The organism is Vibrio marisflavi CECT 7928 (assembly GCF_921294215.1).
Taxonomy (GTDB): Bacteria; Pseudomonadota; Gammaproteobacteria; order Enterobacterales; family Vibrionaceae; genus Vibrio; species Vibrio marisflavi.
On record NZ_CAKLDM010000001.1, the window covers coordinates 645,472 to 662,921 of the forward strand.

The window sequence follows — 17,450 nt, forward strand, 5'->3', positions numbered from 1 at the left end:
GTATTTAACTCATCGCTGTGTAAACTTACAAAAAGCGTCGAGACACAACCTATCTCTAGTGTGGTCAATGATTTTTCGAATTCTCGCGACTGATTCGCTCACAACTTCCTTAACGATTTCTGGATCTTGGTTCTCACAGTATTCACGATTAATAAACAACATTACATCGTTTCCATCTGGCTCATCTGTATAACTTCCATGCTGCCGGATTTCACTAATTAAAGCTTCACTAATTGGTACAGCGTGAAAGTGGCAGTTGAAGCCCTTAGAGAATCCTAGTTTCGAGAAAATTACTTTTTGAGGCGCAAACGTTCTATTAAGTAACCTTTCGACTTCCGCAAGAACTAAACCTAAAGAGGATAATGAGTTGGGACACAATGCTGACAACTCGCTTACTTCAGACTTAGATGCAACCATTAAGTACCCTGCATATGTAGAATTCATTCTGTGATTAACGATCCAATGATCATTTTCAAAAACTACTAACTCGGAAGGAATCATTTGTTTCTCCATTGGTCATGAAGCCTGATTTACTTTTAGGTTAAACTTTCCTACATCATAAGCTCAATGGCGCCAGACTAGTTCAGTTCCGAAAAAGCGTATCAACACTATTAATAAGAGACAGGCTCAGTTCAATTTTTTAACTCAAACGATCGACATGGAGTGCCTTGGTGGTACTTCATTTGCCATTTGTCTTCTTCATGAATCCATATAGATGAACGCTTGGCAAAGCCACTTATAGACCCTTCATCAGAAACCCATGCCGATTTATAAAGTATCAAATAGACAGTTTGTTCAAGCTTAATACACTGGTAATCTTGGGAGTGGAGATAACCACTACTCGGCTCTTCTGACTCCATCATCTTAATAATGCTGCTATAAGAGTAGCTATCGCCGGAACGACCAACTTCTCTAAACGTTGGGTGTAACAGTCTTGTAGTTTCAGTAGGGCTTTGGCGCGTTTCGTGTTGATGAAGTGCTTTCTCTTGTTCAATTAGTATATTCACTTAACCCTCAACTATTTTTAGTTTCGCTTGATTTAGGCAACTCTAGCTTAGTCCATCATCCAACGTTCTTAGGGTTCAGAAACGAGGACGCTTCTATTTCCTCGAATATAGCTCAGATGTTTATTGTAAAACTGACTCTCTGTACAACCATGTTGCAAAGCTTTTTTATAAATCGATGCTACAAATATGTCTGCTAGGCTAAACTCTTTGCCTACGGCATACCCAGAGTCTATACAAATAGATATACGTAGTTTTTCTAAACACTGCAAAATCCACTCACCGCGCAGGTCACGTTTTGATGCTTCATCTAATTCTGGACGTAAGAACCGAAGTACCGTTCTGTTTTGAGGAGAGTGAATACTGGAATTTACGTATTCACACACTCTACGAATGTGAGCTCTTTCGATAAGGTCTCTACCCAACAATGTTGGGTTTGGGAACCGTTCTTCAAGGTATTCTATAATCGCCATTGATTCAGTAATTACAGAACCACCAACAGCAAGTGATGGAACATAACCGAAAGGGTTTATGTCTAGATATGTTGTCGTAAGCTCTTCGGAGCTAACCTCAATTCGATTGTACGGTACACGCTTGAAATTAAGCGTCCACTCAACCCTTTCAGAACTGTTGGAACCTTTCGTGCTATACAGTAAAACATCCATACCCCCTCCAAACGACACTGCGCTGTTATATTTTTCTAGCAATTATATGACTAGCTTTGCTTTTATGACCTGACATAGTTGGTGTATCAACTAACGTTGAGCTCTCAATGCTAAAATCTTCTAGCAGCTCTTCGAGCTCAACTTTTTTACTATGCCACATTGAAACACCTGTACCCGATACAAAATGAAGGCTTACATCGGAACAGAACTCGGCTAAATAAATAACACCATTGGGTTTGAGTACGCGCCGTAGTTCACTCAGCACTTGCTCTCGAGAACTTTTGTTCGGTATGCAGGTAAATACAGCACACGTGATTATCGAATCAAACTCATTATCAGAGAAAGGCAAAACATCAGTTGAAAAGTGTCGCAAATCAAGCTCGGGATATTCACCTAAACCTCGATTAATCATTTCTTTCAAAGAGTCAATACCAATTACTTTATTGTAACCGAGCTCAGAAATCTGGTGTGTTATACGACCGTAGCCACACCCAAAATCTAAGACCTTAGCCTCAATTGGTACAGTGGCTACGAAGGCATTTGCTGATATTTCTAGGTTGAAGCTAACTTGACTTGCTACTGAATCCCATTCACTCACGCTTACTCCTTAAAGCAAATTATATTGTTAGTGATATGTAGGTTTGATTTTCTTAGGCATGTCTAGCCATAGATTGTAAGTCTAACGTATTAAATAATATAGAAATATCCCAACAAATGCTAAACCCGTAAATAAAATTTAGCCAACTCTATTGCCTACATACCAACTTTTCTGACTCTCAGCTTGTTCAGAAGAACAAGAGCAACTCTACCTTTTAGTATTCATACTTTTGCGCGCTTTAAAACTCGCTCTATAAATAAAGATTTCTTTTTACGATACTCTGTGTGTTTCAGGCCTCTACAAGCGCGTTTAAGGTTATTGTATTGTCTTACTAAAGTTATATGTTTGCGCAGCTGATCTCTAAAAGTTAAGAAGTCCTCATACTCAGAACCATTTGCGACAATTTGAATGGCGATACCACTTTCTCCTACCTTCTCCAACATACATAGCTCATTAGTTCGTAAAGTATCTAATTTCTCTCTAAAATCGAGTTGTACGAGAGATGTAATTGTCGACTCAAAAATTTCTGGGCTTACTCCTACGAATATGTCCAAATCACCTTTAGAAATTGCGTGTGGTATAGAAGAAGAGCCGATATGCTCAATATTAGCTGTAGGTGCCAAATCTCGTATTATATAAGAATATAGCTCGAACAACTTTTGACATTTGTCTTGATAAGCATCGGCACAATAAAACTTCAATATATGCTCCAATTTAACGTTGGCTTTTGGGATAAAAAGCAGTTTCTGAAATTAGTTTTTGTATAGCAAGCTTTAGCGTTTGGACTGAGATGTAGGACGAATACTGAATGAAAAAGGGGCAAATTCGTTTTAGTTCGACCTAACAACTCAATCTTGTGCAAAGACTTAAAGCTAAATCACCTTTGAAGTTGGCTTGCAATTGCTTCAGCACAGGCTTCCGCTGACATTGTTGTGGTATCTACAGCAAAATCGTATACGACATCATTATGTACTCTTCCCGATTGTTCACGCGCAGATCCATTTATACGATCACTCCTATCGCGTTCACGCTCTTCGAGAACGGTAACATCACACTCAACTTTGACGAATAAGCATTTGGACTCACCCAAAGCACCTTCCTACAGCCTTTGTTCTAATCTTCCGTCCATAACATCGTCAACAATTACTCTAAGACCTAAATCCGCAAAATGTTTGACTGTTGTTCTATACGCGTGGTTTACACGTTTACCGTAATCCCCACTTTGAATTCTCAGTTCTTGTTTGCCATTGAGGTTTTGTGTCACCCAATAAAAGCCTTCAGCAACAACATCTGTATCGGTCAAACGATTACACCTTTCTGGCATTATTGAGATAAAAGTATCAATGCCTAAATGTAGATAGTTTTCACCGAGAATCATTTGAAGTTGCTTTGCAATAGAACTTTTACCTGAACTGCTTGCTCCATTAAGGAAGATTATGTCCAACTCTGTTTCATCTCCAAAAATTAGAATTAATTATCATACCAAGCATAGGTTACACATGAGACTCAGTAGGGAAAATCACAGACGTCACTTTTCTGAAAATTGTTACGCTGGCGCATTTGGGGCATAACCAACTTAACTAATGTAGGGCTAACCAGAATTGCAATATGATACCGTTTAATCTGAGCACCAAGCTAAAGCTCTTTTTCTATTACATCTAGCCATGATGGTGCATTTTCATTAAACCAGTTTAAATACAGTGGAGCATCTTGTTTATTTCTACTAATCAAAATATTAGTCACTTCAATTAATATCCAGACCTTTGCGATGATTAAGTGCTTTCTTAGTATCTCTGAAGAAAACGTTGGGTTAAAGCAAGAGTACTTTTCTACAACTTTTCGATAGCTACTAACACTACCTAAACCTCGAACTAAAGGAGCCAAATCAATCGCAGGACTACCATAACCAAAGCGCTCCCAATCGAATAGCACTAGTTCCCCGTTGTCTCTCACTCCCCAATTGCCGTCATTGCTATCACCAGAAATCAAACAGTGGCTAACAAACAACTCAGTTGAAGAAGCTTGAATAGTATAAATTGAATCATTAGTAACACTAGGCAAGTTCAAGCTCTGTAAAGCTGACTCCGTGGCTTCCAGTGTCCACTCATGTTTTTTCACGGCAAATGGTGGTGTATATTTTGACTGATGGAGGTGCGCTAGCTGTCTAAAAGTATCATCACACTTGTTCAGTTTATCTAACGTAATCTTATTAGGAATGTATTCAATATATAGGTTATTTCCGTTTAACCTGATTAACTTAGGGGTATTTACGCCTTTTAGCTTGGGCGCTGAAAATTGATAAAAGCCAATCTCAACAGCAGATGCTTCTTGCTTATTGATACATAAATTCCCTTCATATTCTTGCAATAAGACCCTTGAAACGCCCATCTTTGATAAATCTTGAAGTGGCATCGCTAACCTCACAGGACAATCAAATATTTCCAGTACATTGTCACCATATATTGATTAGGAAATATAGGGCAACTGGCTAAAGGCAGAAGTGTGTTATACTTTGAAGCTAGTTAGAAAAGGGGGGATAAACGTGCTAGTTTGATTTACCAACACGCAACAGAAGTGTTGAGGCTCTATCGTTATCGGCGCCAGCTTAGTCCTTCGATTATCAATCCTTCGTAGTTTCGATTACTTCAAATAGGTCACCAACTTCAATGTCCAAGTAGCGACAAAGTGTTTCTATCACGTCTGTTTCTACTCGAGTTGCGGTTTCATTGTATAGGCGAGTAATTGTTCCACGATTAATGCCAAGAGTCACTCCGGAAAATTAGTAACCCAATTAGCATTATCTTTCTACATACTTTTTGTATCCGAACGCCTTTCTCGGACTGCTAAACGCTACGAGAAAATATAATTGAAGCTTTATCAATACGCTCCCAAGTAGACTTTATATTTTTTGTACCGACTAATAATTAGGTCAATTATTAGAGGTATGGCTATTAAAGTCATACCATCAACTATACTTAATCCTGTAGAATCGATTGCCATATGATTTTAATTTAGCTGGCCACCTAACTCTGTGAGTAAAACGTAGCCAAGAGAATGAAAGCGGTTAGCCCAAAGACAACTGATGTAACAAAAGTTCTTCTTAACACGACCTGCAACTTCTGTCCTCTGAGTGTGAACATATCCTTTGTCTTAAAGAATAGAAAGAAATTATCGATTCGGTCAAAGGTAGTTAAATTATCTTTTTTATATTGACTAAGAACAATTGGACCCAAAACTATACAAACACCAAAGATAAAAGTGCAAAATGTAAGTATAAAACCTAGAATTTCTTTGAATGACATATTACAAACCCCAATAACTATATGAAGCGTATAGTGCAATGCAGATAAAAATCCCTACCTATTCGTAGAGATTCTTTCGCACTCTATTTCAAAACTTGTTTCAATCTAGCAAATGTTCGCATCGATTCGTTGGTAGGGATGGTTTTGTAATCTGGATTTCTTGCTTTTAGCCAATAGTTACCATCTTTCTTTTCAACGACGCGCAGTAAGTATTGGTTATCGCCACTTTCATCCTGCATTTCAATAGCCATTGTATTGCCTGTGATGGAGCCAGCACTGGTAGGTGTGACCGCCTCAAGAAGCAATAGGTCACCGTCGTGAATCGGATTTTTTCCGCCGTTCATAGAGTTACCAGAGGCTCTGGCTAAGAAGTGCTTTTCTGGAACGACATTATGTATGTCAACTTCCATCATTTCACAACTGTCATGGTGACCAGTTTTAAAGTGCCCACAAGCAATTTTTATATTTGGATAATAGGGCAGTTGAACGATGTTATCAGTTGTGTTGCCAAGATTATCCACTTGCTCTTCTTTGGTTTTACTTGTTTTACTGCTTTGTTTTCTGTCGGTGTATTGTGCTAGGCGGAAATCGACCAGCTCTTTTACTAAGTCATGCAGTGTTTCAATATGTGTTTCGTCTAGTTCAAAGTTAGCTTTGAACCTGCCATTTTCTACAACGAACCAAGTTGAATTACTACTTTTATTTGCGGTCGAGAATGCTCTTATTGGATTCCCGCGCCAATAGGTAACCCACTTTTTATCTGTTGCTGTAAGTGTCTGTTCCTTTGATGGCAGTTCCGTTTCTTTAAGGTAAGGGTAAGCAGATAATACATACCAGCTTTTTTCAGCTAATTTTTCTATTGGTGGCGGAAATCGAAAGCCATCAAGTTCTAAAAATGCTTCCAACAAAATTGCTTTGAAAGACTTAGTCATGCTGGTGGTTTGTATTCCGTTATATAGGAAGTCGTTGTGCGTAGATATTGTCTCTTTCAGTAATTCTTCATCGGCTTTCTTTGCAACCAACCCAAACCAACTTTTATTTTGCTTGTTTACTTTGTGCCCTGTTTTAGAAATGTCCTGATAATTGGAGCGATAGAACTCAGCCGCACTTGGTCTGTGGCCTAGATGTGCTTCTAGGTTTGCAAAATCTTCTAGGGCTGTACTTCGATATTCGTTGGCTAGTTTCTGCCAAAAGTCAGTTGCTTTTGGGTCAATATTGACGTGGCAACCCTCTCCTAATTTGGGAGCTGCCTCTGAAGCTTTACTGCTAGGTTTGCCAGTTGAGCTTAACGGAATACCAAGCACTTCTTGTTTATTCAAAAAGCTTTTGTGATTGCCAATGAAGTCTAAAACAACGAGATGCTTTTTATTTTCGTGAAGGCGTAAGCCTCGTCCCAACTGTTGTAGGAAAATAATATTCGATTCGGTTGGGCGAATCATTAGAACTGTATCTATAGAAGGTAGATCGGTGCCCTCATTGAAAAGATCAATTGAGAAAATGACCTGTATTTCTCCTTTATCTAATTGGCTAAGTGCTTCGTTTCTTCTTACCTCAGAATTACTGTGTACTGAAACCGCCTTGAGTCCTTGAGCCCTAAACGCTATGTTAAAAGCATCCGCCATGAAGTCGGCATGTTTTTGCGATATACAAAAAGCTAATGTTCGGCTTTGTTGGTGCTTCTGCCAATGTTTAAAAATATGCTTTGCACGTTTTTGAGTAGCAAACTGCGCATCTAATGCTGCGGGATCGAATTTACCATTGCGCCAAGGAATTTCTTCATAGTTCACATACTCATCCCAGATACCAAAGTAGTGAAAAGGAACTAGTATTTTGCGATCAATGCCATGAACCAAGTTGCGTTCAAAAACCAAATTATCATGGCAGAGTGACAGAATATTCGCTTGATCGGTACGCTCTGGTGTTGCGGTTAATCCTAACAAAAACTTTGGTGTGAAGTAGTCGATTACATTGCGGTAGGTCTTGGCGCTGGCATGGTGAAATTCATCAACGACGATGTAATCGAAGTGTGTCGGTTCAAATCTGCTTAGATGTGTTTCACGCCCTAGCGTTTGTACTGACGCAAATAGCATGTCTTTATGTTGTTCTTTAGTTTTACCGTGATAGTAGCCAGATGTTTTTTCCGGCCATAATTTAGCATAGGTATTGAATGCTTGAGTGAGGATCTCTTCTCTATGGGCAACGAATAACACTCTTTTGGCATTCATTTGCTTTGCATCAAACGCGGAAAGCCAAGTTTTACCCATGCCGGTACCAAGGACAACCAAGCCTCTCTTGTTTCCTTCATTACGCGTGCTCACGAGCAGCTTTAAGGCCTCGACTTGTGTAGAGTTGGGTGTAAAAGGTTCATCGTCAATTACGCTGTTGTCAGAAACAGCAATAAGTTTTGGCTTTTGGCGGATTTTTATATAGTGGTCAATCCACTCATCAGTAAGTTCAGCCGCGCTTGGGTGGTGAAAAATATCGTTGAATTTGTCTCTAATAATATTAAATTGTTTCGCTTCCTTTGAGGTGTTAGGTTCTTGATAGTCATACCTAATGCACCACTCATGAGCGCTTGTCAGGGCAGCTTTGCTTATATTGTTGGAGCCGATAAACGCGGAACCCTGAAAAAACGTGTTGTTTTTGTTTGTGCGTACAAATATGTACGATTTCATATGGAAGCTATGGTTGTGGGTTTCGAATATTTTTACTTCTACATTTAGTCCATTAAGTGCTACTAAAGAGCGTAGTGCTATAGGGTTAGTAATGTGTAGGTAATCTGATGTTAAAATCCGTAACTTAAGCGGATAACCTTGTATTTCTTGGCGTTCTAATGCTTCAATTACTGCAGGTAGAATCAGATCAAGCCCTGATGGTTGAATGAAAGACACCGCAATTTCAATTTCAGTCGCATGATTAATCGCGTGCAACAGTTGGGGTAGCAGCGGGTCGCCGTCGCCAATGGTGAGTAAGTCGTGCTCAAGAACTAATGGCTGGTGTGGCATATGTGATCCTATTCCCTTGTTGCTAACTGTTATTTTTGGTTAGCAGTGCGTTGAGCCACTTTTCGCTTTCTCGGCCGGGGCGTAAGTCTTGTGTAACCCAAGTTTCTTTTATCTCTAGTGGAAGAGATTCTATCAGAGACTCGAGCAGCCTTTCATTTAGGTTAGTAAAACGTCGTCCGTTACGTTCAACTTCATTGTCACCGTATTTAAAAGAGCAATAGAATGTGCCGCCAGTTTTGAGGAAATTTGCTAAATGGGCGACGGTATCACGTAGTTCACTTTTGGGTACATGCAGTAGTGAAGCGCATGCCCAAATACCATCTTGAGAATCCAGCTTTGTAGAAAACTCCAAGAAAGTACAACACATAATTGGATGCTGAGTATGACAATTGGCTAGAGTTGAAAGTTGATGACTAGCATCGAACGAAGTGACGTTAAAACCCTTAGAGAGAAAAAAACAAGTGTCTCGACCAGATCCACAACCTGCATCTATTACATTAGCGTTAGTTGGTAAATTCGGAATAAACTTTTCGTATAGGGGAGATACATCAACGCTGACAGTCGTGTTAAAAAACTCAGAGGCGTTTTGATCGTAGTAGCTGGTGCTCATAGTGACTTACAGATAAATGTGACAACTATGAAATATTATCAGTAGTTTTGCAGCTAGCAATAAAAAATTATATCTGTTGGAAAGTATTTATAACGATTGGAATGCTTATTAGAAATAACGCTGCTTTGGCTTAGGTACTGATACACTGATTAGCTAAGTGACTAAGGAGATTGGAACCTCTAAGATTCTAATCTCCTTGAGTGTTTTAGGATTTATGAAGTGATGCTTAGCTTCGACTTTCTTTTTAAAGCCTGCCAAATTTCCTTAACCATATATAAGCCTGCTGCAGATACAATTAGCCACATGGATACCTTGGCAAAAATAGTCAGCATCTGCGAATCATCAGCCCATAAGTTTAGTAAGTAAAGGAACAAGATAGAAAGCACAAACATGACAAGTAACCCGTAACTCGCTTTATCTATTTTTCCTGGAATTACATACCAGCCATCTTCTTTTATTGGCTTGTTAAGGCGTGCATATTCATCTTGCTGGCCTTTAACCGTGTATAAGTGCATCTCTGTTTGCTTGCCAGTAAGCATCAAGCTTGTAACCCATGCGACAACAGCGTTAACAACGACGCCAATGACGCAATACCACGGCCATGAAACGTCAGTCGCTACTGCTGTGTACCAGATTGATAGAAAGCTTGCTGCTACACCTATCAGAAGTCCTTTTTCTGTAATGTGCTTTGAGTAAAAGCCCAATACAAACATACAGAAAGTGGCACCGACAAAATAAGAGCCTGCTTTACTAAGAACTTCCAGCACAGAGCCTGTACTTGTAGCAAACATGATGGCAGGAATAATCACTAGAATCGCCCAACTTACCGTAAATACGCGTGACGCGATCAAGTAGTGATGCTCAGATTCATTCGGTCTAAAGATGCGTTTGTAGAAGTCTGCCACAGACACTGTTGCCATTGAATTGAAAGCGGAGTCTAGGCTAGACATACTAGCAGCCAAAATAGCTGCAGCAATCAGACCCATTAGGCCGGGCATACCGTATTCACTTGCGAAGTGCAAAATGATGGTGTTGCCATTGTCAAAGGACTTACCGTCATAATAGGAGTTGAATAGAATACCTAGGAAGATAAAAATGAAATAGATGAAGAACGCGACATAGCCCATCATCAACATAGATTTTTTCGCATCACCCATGCTTTTCGCTGCCATACAGCGCTGCACCATCATTTGGCTGCCACCATAAACTGTTGTGTGGAACATGGTCATAGCGATAACGCCAGCCCAGATAGTAGTAACATGACTAAGGTCTAAGCTTGTCTTTAGTGCATTGGTCATTCCTTTTGCTTTCATATCAGCCATCACTTGTGTCATTGGCTCTGGAATACCACTCCAGACAGCTTGGATGATGATGAATGCACCTGCGAATAGTACCAATGCCTGAATCACGTCAGTCCAGATGACTGCGTTAATTCCGCCCATTACGGTATAAATCAAAGCAATAGCAGTCACAATCATGATGCAGTACACCACATCTATGCCTGTAATAAACTCCAAAATAATCGCTGTCGCATATAGCACAGCAGCTGAGCTAAGTGATTGCTTCATCAAGAAAATGACCGAAAGTGTCAATCTTGATGCCTTACCAAATCTGCGCTCTTGATACTCGTAAATTGATGTTAGGCCTTTGTTATAGAAGAAAGGCATGAACACGGTGACAATAAAAAAGATCACAAGCGGGTAGTTAAGGTGAATAGCCAGAACAGATAAGCCTTCAGTGTATGACCAAGCTGGTCCACCTAAAAAGGACATCGCACTTACATAAGTACTCACAACAGAAATACCAATTGCCCACCAAGGTATCGACTTGTCGCCAAGTGCAAACTGAGCTGAAGAGGTGACTTTTTTGCCGATAATAGCACCAAGAATCAGGGTAATAACGACATATCCACCAAGAATTGTCCAGTTGAGTAAGCCAAAATCATGCATACGTAGGTCCCTCTATTTGTTCTTTCATTTGGCCAAAGACATCATATCCGAGCTGGTGGAGAATATGAATAATATCAATAGCGACCCAGTTTTCTTTCAGCAATTCACCTTCACGTCGCCAAATATCCATGACTCGCATTTCAATGTGTTTGCCAGTTGGAGCCAGACCCAACCATCCACTTTTGCCAGTGTGAGTGCCATGCATGTGAGGCCATCCACCAGTGGATACGTAGTCATTTTTAGCCAAAATATTCAGCTCAATATCAACACTTCTATCTGGGAAAGCAAAAACAAATGGCGCTTGGTGGTGATTTCTAAAGCCTTTAATTCCACGAGTAGTGCCAATGCCAGCTGGACCGTACCACATAAAATCGGAGTGCCAGTAATTTTCAAGGTCCATGGACAGAAGATCTTTACCATCAAAACGACCCAAACATGACAACATGTCTTTGACTAAATGTAGGCTTTTACTGCTTGACTCTTGGCAGCAGGACTTTTGAGTCGTTCCGTCATAGGTGGCCGGAGGTGGCACTAATCCTGAGTGGCCGAGACTGCTGCGAAGTGGGTTAACGCCAGATTGCTCCATGGCATCAATAAAATCAGGAATCAGGTAATACTCGGTAATTTGTTCGTCTTCTACACAAACCATCTCGGTATAGCGTAGATAAAGGGTTTTTCCTGTTGGTGGAATACCAAATAGTTCGTTCTCAAACACACCGACAAAGTAGCCGGTCGAGTTATACCAACATCGACCATCATACTCGCCTTCGACGATAATTTGAGGGCGCCGCTCGACGTCTGGTAGAGCATGCTTTAGTGGTGAAAGAAAACCTTGGTGGGATTTATCTGGGCCATACAAATCATTGATGGGGTGGGCAGCACAAAATTTTACGTCAGGGTTAAGTTTTGTTTGAGCGACATCCAATTGTCTGCTTTCTGGTGCTCGAAAATAGTCCCGGTAAAACTGTTCAACGATGTTGTGTGTCATGCTTCACTTCCTTTCGTTAGATGTTGAATTTACTCAGCTAACTATTCGTTATTTATTATTTTGTTATGTTGAGTTAGCTGAAGTGTGCAGGCTGAAATGTTGTTGATTTAACCTTGTTGGAGCAATATCTGTTTCCAAACGGCTGTTTCATCAAAAAGGGTAAATTCTCGGCGTAAGCCCCAAGGCCCAAACTCTGCGTGGCTGATTCCCATTACATAAACTTCAGCATTGGTTGGCTTACCAAATAGTCCATAGCCTTCATGTTTGCCTTCCATAGACCAACGAATCGCAGCTCTAGGTGACATCATCGAATCGTCTCTTCCAATGCGATGATGAACAGTAAACTTAGCATTTGGGAAAGCAGAACGGAGCTGCATCCAGAATTGATCAACTTCAGAGTGGGAAAGAGCACCCTTGCCACCCGGATATTCACCGATACATGCTCGGTCGTACTGTTTCGGTATAGCGGAAAACTCAGCATTCATGATTTGGTTCAAGATGGACTCGTACTGTTGGCCCCACTCATTGTCATTTCCAACGCCCACGTAAGGCCCTTGAACATCTTGCTTTGCTGTGAACGGGAAAGGACTGTGTTCAACTCCGCCTTCTTGTTCGATTAGGTCTTGAGCGTATTCGCGAGAAGTCATGCCAATTTGACTAGCAATTGATGCTTGATCGCGAATTAGCCACTCATCGTTTATCTGGTTATTGATTGCGTGACAGTCAGCAATGATCCTATAGCGAAGTTTGGTATTGCTTGCTTGACCGTAAACGCCAGAGTTCATGTGCGTTGCGGTAGAAATGATGCGGTGTGATGAGAGCATGCCAGTTTCTGGTGTACCAGACCAGATAACATCTTCAGCCAATAAGGTTCTGTCTGGGAACTCTGCCAGTGTCGCCATGGTTGCGTTAACAACATTTTGATTTCCATGCGAAATGGAGCTTGGGGTACGAACGACAATATCTGGAGAATAATAGTGGTCTAGAGTACGCAGTCCTCGGTCTTCCCATATTTCTTTGGTGATGCCCAATATGTAGTCGGGGAAGTTTTGCCACTTTTTGTCAAAGCCGGTCATGGCCATTGTTAGCCTCCTTTCGTTTTTGTTTTAAACACAGATTGCTCAAAATTGGATACGTATTCAAATTACATTGAGTTTATTATTTGTCAACAAAATGTTTCAGGTTTGTATCAAAAGTTGGCGTGTGATAACAGGGGATGTAATTTAGAGCTTGATGTGTGCTTGCATTAAAAAAAATTCTATCGCGCGAGAAAAATAATCTGGGAAAGCAGAATGTCAATCGAACATGGATTAGCGATCAATTGATAAGTAGACGCCCCGAGACGAGGCGTATTCAAATGGGCGTTTTTAGCAGCTAGAGCGCTCGATTAGCTTGCCTTTCTGCATTAAATATTTTCCCGCCGTCGTTTGATTATTTTGAATTCGTTCCAGTAAATCATCGACGACAACGGTTGATATTTGTTCGATAGGCTGTTGTATGGTTGTTAGGTTGTATGCAGGCCAGCTAGACATCTGTATATCATCGACTCCCATTACAGCAAAATCTTCAGGTACCCGTTTCCCAGATGCTCGTAAGCCATCGATAACGCCTAAGGCAAGAATGTCATTGGCACAAAATATTGCCTCAGTATGCGGCACTCTGTTCACTATATGCTTTGCTGCCTTAACTCCGGAATCAAAGCTATAGCAAGCTTCGACGAAATCAGGTGGAGAGAGACCTAACTCACTCAACCCTTTAGAAAAACCTTTCCATCGTTCTTCACTTGTCATCGACCCTGCATCGCCACTTACATATGCCATCTTTGAGTAGTTTTGCTTTGCCAAGAAAAGTGCGGCTTGTCTTCCCGCATCTAGGTTGTCTAACCCAACACTGTTCGCTGTCAACCCATCCACATAACGGTTGATAAAGCTCAAATGGACACCAAACTTGTCGCATTGAGCTACCGCTTTACTAGAGAGGCGACTGGTAGCAATAATAAGTCCGTCGACTTGATATTCTATCGCTCTGGAGATCGCGAGGTCCAAATTGTCTTCATCGATAGGGCATAGTATGCCTTGGCAGCCTCGCTTCTGGATCACGCTGGTTAGTTTGCGTGCCAGCATGTCGTACATTGGGTTGCTTTCGCTATCTAGGGCTATTGCGATAAGGCCAGAGCGATTTGAAATGAGGCTGCGAGCGATAGCATTTGGTGTGTAACCTAACTTGTTTGCAGCTTCAATGACCATCTGGCGTTTTTTTTCGCTGATACTGGCCTTTGGGTTAAACGCTCGAGAGACGGTAGATTGTGAAACCCCTAAAACTTTCGCCACATCTATCGATGTTATTTTACTTTTAATGCTGACCTCCAATGCTAATCGTTAGACTCGACCTGAGTCCTCTGATTTTTGAATCCATCAATAATCATTTTATGCTCTGACGCTAAACCAAAAAAGGATACACCTAATTTTCGCCAATGGGCAATCTGTTTTGCGTCAGATACAAACATACCGACTGGTTTGTCATAACTTTTTGCTACTTCGATAATTTTTAGGCTAGCATCACGTACTGATTCGCCATTTACTGAGCTTTCTCCATACGCAACCGCTAGATCAACTTGACCGATGAAAAGGGCATCCACACCATTTACTGCGGCAATGTCTGACACATTGTCTACGCCTTCGATGTCTTCTATTTGAACAACAACCGTGGTTTGATTTGCACTGTCGGAAAGGTGCTCTTGCATGAGTTTTTGTGTGTATTGGGCTGCGCGAGTTGAGCCTGCGTATCCGCGTCCACCGGCACCAAAGTGACATTTCGCAACAATTGTTTCTGCTTGTGTTGCTGAACATACATGTGGAACCAATATGCCAGTGGCCCCACAATCTAGTGAGTTTAAGATAGTGGAAGGTTGACTGTCTGGGATTCTTACCAATGTTGGGATGTTAGAGACCATTAGGCATAGATCCAGTGAAGTACGGTCAAAAGGAGAATGCTCTGCATCAAGGATAAGAAAATCTAAATCACAGTATTGGAGAACTTCAATAATATGAGGGTGAGGAGTTTTGACAAATGTCCCAAGTAGAGGTTCTTTAGCTAGCTGCTTTGCAAAATTCATGTTGATTCCTTAAATAGTTGTTGCGCGATGTTAATAAACTGTTTATGGTATTTTGCATTCGTAGTCAAATTATGAATCATCTTTAGTGATAGCTAACTCGGTTTATCACTATTTTTTGGAAGTAAAGTGCATACGTAGTCAAAAAGGAGAGCGATCAATGGTTACCTATCTAAAGCGTGGGATCACTGAAGAAGTATCAGAATCGAATGATGCGAAAGTAAGAGGCGTAGTTGAGGGGATACTTGCCGATATCCAATCTCAAGGAGATGAAGCGGTAAGAGCTCTGTCTGAGAAATTCGATAACTGGTCACCTGATCAATTTAGGCTCACCGAAGAGCAGATCCAAGCATGTATTGATAGCCTTGATGCTGCCACAATTGATGATATTAAGTTTGCTCAAGAGCAAGTCAGAAACTTTGCCCAAATCCAACGCAACTCGATGCAAGACGTAGAAGTAGAAACGCTACCGGGTGTAGTTCTAGGGCACAAAAACATCCCAGTCGACAGTGTCGGTTGCTATGTTCCCGGTGGAAAATATCCACTTGTTGCTTCGGCTCACATGAGTGTGTTGACGGCTAAAGTTGCTGGCGTCAAACGTGTAATCGCTTGTGCACCACCGTTTAATGGAAAGCCGAATGCCGAAATTGTCGCAGCAATGGCGATGGCTGGTGCCGATGAAATCTACTGTTTTGGTGGCGTTCAAGCTGTTGGTGCAATGGCGTTAGGTACTGAGACGATCAAGCCTGTTGATATGATTGTTGGTCCAGGAAACGCATTTGTAGCCGAGGCTAAACGTCAACTATTTGGTCGTGTAGGTATTGACCTGTTTGCTGGCCCGACAGAAACCTTAGTTATTGCCGATGATAAAGGTTGTGATCCTGAATTAGCGGCAGCAGATCTATTAGGCCAAGCGGAACATGGTTACAACTCACCTGCGGTATTACTGACTAACTCAGAGCAGTTTGCAGAACAAACGATTGCTGAAATTGAGCGCCAACTTACCATTTTGCCAACAGCGGAAGTAGCAGGCAAAGCATGGCAAGATTATGGCCAAGTGATTGTTTGTGACAGTTATGACGAAATGGTGGAAGTTGCAGATGACATTGCTTCAGAGCACGTTCAAGTCATGACGGAAGATCCGCAATATTTCCTAGACAATATGTCTAACTATGGCGCTTTGTTCTTAGGCAAAGAAACTAACGTGTCATACGGAGACAAGTGTATTGGTACCAACCATACCTTGCCGACGAAGAAAGCTGCACGTTATACCGGTGGCTTGTGGGTAGGTAAGTTTATTAAAACTTGTACATACCAACGCGTTACGGCGAAGGCATCACTATTCGTCGGTGAATATTGCTCTCGCTTGTGTGAACTAGAAGGTTTTGCTGGTCACAAAGAGCAGGCGGATATTCGGGTTCGTCGATACTCCTCAATGGAAGAAGAGGAGTTGTTGAATGAGTAAATACGCCTTGGTAACAGGCGGAAGTGGCGGCCTTGGGGCCGCTATTTGTGCGATGCTTGCCAACAATGATTATAAAGTGATTTTTACCTATCACTCGAACAAAGATAAGGCTGAAAAAATTTTAGACAGCTTGGTGGGTGAAGAGCATGCTTGTTATCAGTTAAATGTCGCAGACACACAGGCAATCGAAGATCTGCAAGCTAACCTTCGTAAGGACAATATTGATATCGACCTTCTAGTTAATTGTGCAGGAACGACTCAGTTTGTCGCTCATCATGACCTCGATGCTCTCGAAGATAGCGTCATAGATAAAATCTTGTCGGTCAATGTTCGAGCTCCGTTTGCGATGACTCGCTCATTTCTCCCTTCTCTAAAAAAGAACAAAGGTTGTGTCATCAACATTACTTCTATCGCTGCCAAGACTGCGATGGGTAGCAATATTGCCTATTGCGCTAGTAAAGCTGCGTTGGAGAATATGACCTGTTCATTAGCAAGAGCGCTCGCGCCTGACGTAAGAGTGTTATCTGTTGCCCCCGGGTTAATCGATACGGAGTTTGTTAAAGGATTGGACGATAAATGGCGAGATCAACAAGAGCAAGCCACTCCATTGCAAAGGCTCGCTGACGTTGATGAAGTTGCGAAAGCGGTGTTATTGGCCGCGGAACATTTAACATTTTCCACTGGTACAACAATCAGTGTTGATGGCGGCAGGCCGCTGAGTAATTAAGTAACCTCAGGCTTAGCTTATCTGA

Annotated in this window: 16 protein-coding genes and 1 pseudogene; 2 read left to right on the plus strand and 15 right to left on the minus strand. The window is 41.4% G+C overall.

The features are described from left to right. Positions 1 to 9 precede the first annotated feature (9 nt). From L7A31_RS02855 to L7A31_RS02925, 15 genes and pseudogenes are all read right to left on the minus strand, one after another. Positions 10 to 501 carry an HIT family protein gene (locus tag L7A31_RS02855; protein ID WP_237359992.1) on the minus strand — a complete coding sequence of 164 codons (492 nt, stop codon included), beginning with the start codon at positions 499 to 501 and terminating at the stop codon, positions 10 to 12. A 131-nt stretch (positions 502 to 632) separates the two neighbouring features. Then, the gene (locus L7A31_RS02860) at positions 633 to 1,007 is read right to left on the minus strand and encodes a nuclear transport factor 2 family protein (RefSeq protein WP_237359993.1); all 375 of its coding nucleotides are present in this window, start codon (positions 1,005 to 1,007) and stop codon (positions 633 to 635) included. A gap of 68 nt (positions 1,008 to 1,075) precedes the next feature. Beyond that, on the minus strand, positions 1,076 to 1,669 hold the full coding sequence (locus L7A31_RS02865; protein WP_237359994.1) for a glutathione S-transferase family protein: 594 nt from the start codon (positions 1,667 to 1,669) through the stop codon (positions 1,076 to 1,078). Between the two features lie 25 nt (positions 1,670 to 1,694). Next, positions 1,695 to 2,267: a class I SAM-dependent methyltransferase gene (locus tag L7A31_RS02870; protein ID WP_237359995.1), complete on the minus strand. Its 573-nt coding sequence runs from the start codon at positions 2,265 to 2,267 to the stop codon at positions 1,695 to 1,697. A gap of 221 nt (positions 2,268 to 2,488) precedes the next feature. After that, entirely contained in the window at positions 2,489 to 2,968 is a 480-nt protein-coding gene (locus L7A31_RS02875; RefSeq protein WP_237359996.1) for a GrpB family protein, read from the minus strand. Between the two features lie 176 nt (positions 2,969 to 3,144). Further along, positions 3,145 to 3,711, minus strand: a pseudogene (locus L7A31_RS02880) (chloramphenicol phosphotransferase CPT family protein). Positions 3,712 to 3,902: 191 nt separating this feature from the next. Beyond that, positions 3,903 to 4,679: a phosphotransferase family protein gene (locus L7A31_RS02885; RefSeq protein ID WP_237359997.1), complete on the minus strand. Its 777-nt coding sequence runs from the start codon at positions 4,677 to 4,679 to the stop codon at positions 3,903 to 3,905. A gap of 208 nt (positions 4,680 to 4,887) precedes the next feature. Continuing rightward, positions 4,888 to 5,037: a helix-turn-helix domain-containing protein gene (locus L7A31_RS02890; protein WP_237359998.1), complete on the minus strand. Its 150-nt coding sequence runs from the start codon at positions 5,035 to 5,037 to the stop codon at positions 4,888 to 4,890. 615 nt (positions 5,038 to 5,652) lie between these two features. Then, entirely contained in the window at positions 5,653 to 8,574 is a 2,922-nt protein-coding gene (locus L7A31_RS02895; protein ID WP_237359999.1) for a DEAD/DEAH box helicase family protein, read from the minus strand. Between the two features lie 22 nt (positions 8,575 to 8,596). Next, positions 8,597 to 9,184, minus strand: a complete 588-nt coding sequence (locus L7A31_RS02900) for a class I SAM-dependent methyltransferase (RefSeq protein ID WP_237360000.1) — start codon at positions 9,182 to 9,184, stop codon at positions 8,597 to 8,599. 212 nt (positions 9,185 to 9,396) lie between these two features. Continuing rightward, a complete protein-coding gene (locus L7A31_RS02905) occupies positions 9,397 to 11,133 on the minus strand; it encodes a sodium:solute symporter family transporter (protein ID WP_237360001.1) in 1,737 nt (578 codons plus the stop codon). Continuing rightward, positions 11,126 to 12,121, minus strand: a complete 996-nt coding sequence (locus tag L7A31_RS02910; RefSeq protein WP_237360002.1) for a nuclear transport factor 2 family protein — start codon at positions 12,119 to 12,121, stop codon at positions 11,126 to 11,128. Before L7A31_RS02910 ends, L7A31_RS02905 begins: the two co-directional genes overlap by 8 nt. A 107-nt stretch (positions 12,122 to 12,228) precedes the next feature. Beyond that, positions 12,229 to 13,203, minus strand: coding sequence for a nuclear transport factor 2 family protein (locus L7A31_RS02915; protein ID WP_237360003.1), 975 nt, complete (start codon positions 13,201 to 13,203; stop codon positions 12,229 to 12,231). 285 nt (positions 13,204 to 13,488) lie between these two features. Further along, entirely contained in the window at positions 13,489 to 14,451 is a 963-nt protein-coding gene (locus L7A31_RS02920) for a LacI family DNA-binding transcriptional regulator (protein WP_237360004.1), read from the minus strand. A gap of 41 nt (positions 14,452 to 14,492) precedes the next feature. After that, positions 14,493 to 15,236, minus strand: coding sequence for an HpcH/HpaI aldolase family protein (locus L7A31_RS02925; RefSeq protein ID WP_237360005.1), 744 nt, complete (start codon positions 15,234 to 15,236; stop codon positions 14,493 to 14,495). A gap of 157 nt (positions 15,237 to 15,393) precedes the next feature. On the opposite strand from L7A31_RS02925, the gene hisD reads away from it, so the two are divergent. Then, positions 15,394 to 16,698 carry a histidinol dehydrogenase gene (hisD, locus tag L7A31_RS02930; protein ID WP_237360006.1) on the plus strand — a complete coding sequence of 435 codons (1,305 nt, stop codon included), beginning with the start codon at positions 15,394 to 15,396 and terminating at the stop codon, positions 16,696 to 16,698. Beyond that, entirely contained in the window at positions 16,691 to 17,425 is a 735-nt protein-coding gene (locus L7A31_RS02935; protein WP_237360007.1) for an SDR family NAD(P)-dependent oxidoreductase, read from the plus strand. Before hisD ends, L7A31_RS02935 begins: the two co-directional genes overlap by 8 nt. Positions 17,426 to 17,450: the final 25 nt, after the last annotated feature.

Coding starts and splice junctions, on each gene's coding strand:
- L7A31_RS02855 (WP_237359992.1), bottom strand. CDS start 501: ATGATTCCTTCCGAGTTAGTAGTTTTTGAAAATGATCATTGGATCGTT.
- L7A31_RS02865 (WP_237359994.1), bottom strand. CDS start 1,669: ATGGATGTTTTACTGTATAGCACGAAAGGTTCCAACAGTTCTGAAAGG.
- L7A31_RS02885 (WP_237359997.1), bottom strand. CDS start 4,679: ATGCCACTTCAAGATTTATCAAAGATGGGCGTTTCAAGGGTCTTATTG.
- L7A31_RS02895 (WP_237359999.1), bottom strand. CDS start 8,574: ATGCCACACCAGCCATTAGTTCTTGAGCACGACTTACTCACCATTGGC.
- L7A31_RS02900 (WP_237360000.1), bottom strand. CDS start 9,184: ATGAGCACCAGCTACTACGATCAAAACGCCTCTGAGTTTTTTAACACG.
- L7A31_RS02905 (WP_237360001.1), bottom strand. CDS start 11,133: ATGCATGATTTTGGCTTACTCAACTGGACAATTCTTGGTGGATATGTC.
- L7A31_RS02910 (WP_237360002.1), bottom strand. CDS start 12,121: ATGACACACAACATCGTTGAACAGTTTTACCGGGACTATTTTCGAGCA.
- L7A31_RS02915 (WP_237360003.1), bottom strand. CDS start 13,203: ATGGCCATGACCGGCTTTGACAAAAAGTGGCAAAACTTCCCCGACTAC.
- L7A31_RS02925 (WP_237360005.1), bottom strand. CDS start 15,236: ATGAATTTTGCAAAGCAGCTAGCTAAAGAACCTCTACTTGGGACATTT.
- hisD (WP_237360006.1), top strand. CDS start 15,394: ATGGTTACCTATCTAAAGCGTGGGATCACTGAAGAAGTATCAGAATCG.
- L7A31_RS02935 (WP_237360007.1), top strand. CDS start 16,691: ATGAGTAAATACGCCTTGGTAACAGGCGGAAGTGGCGGCCTTGGGGCC.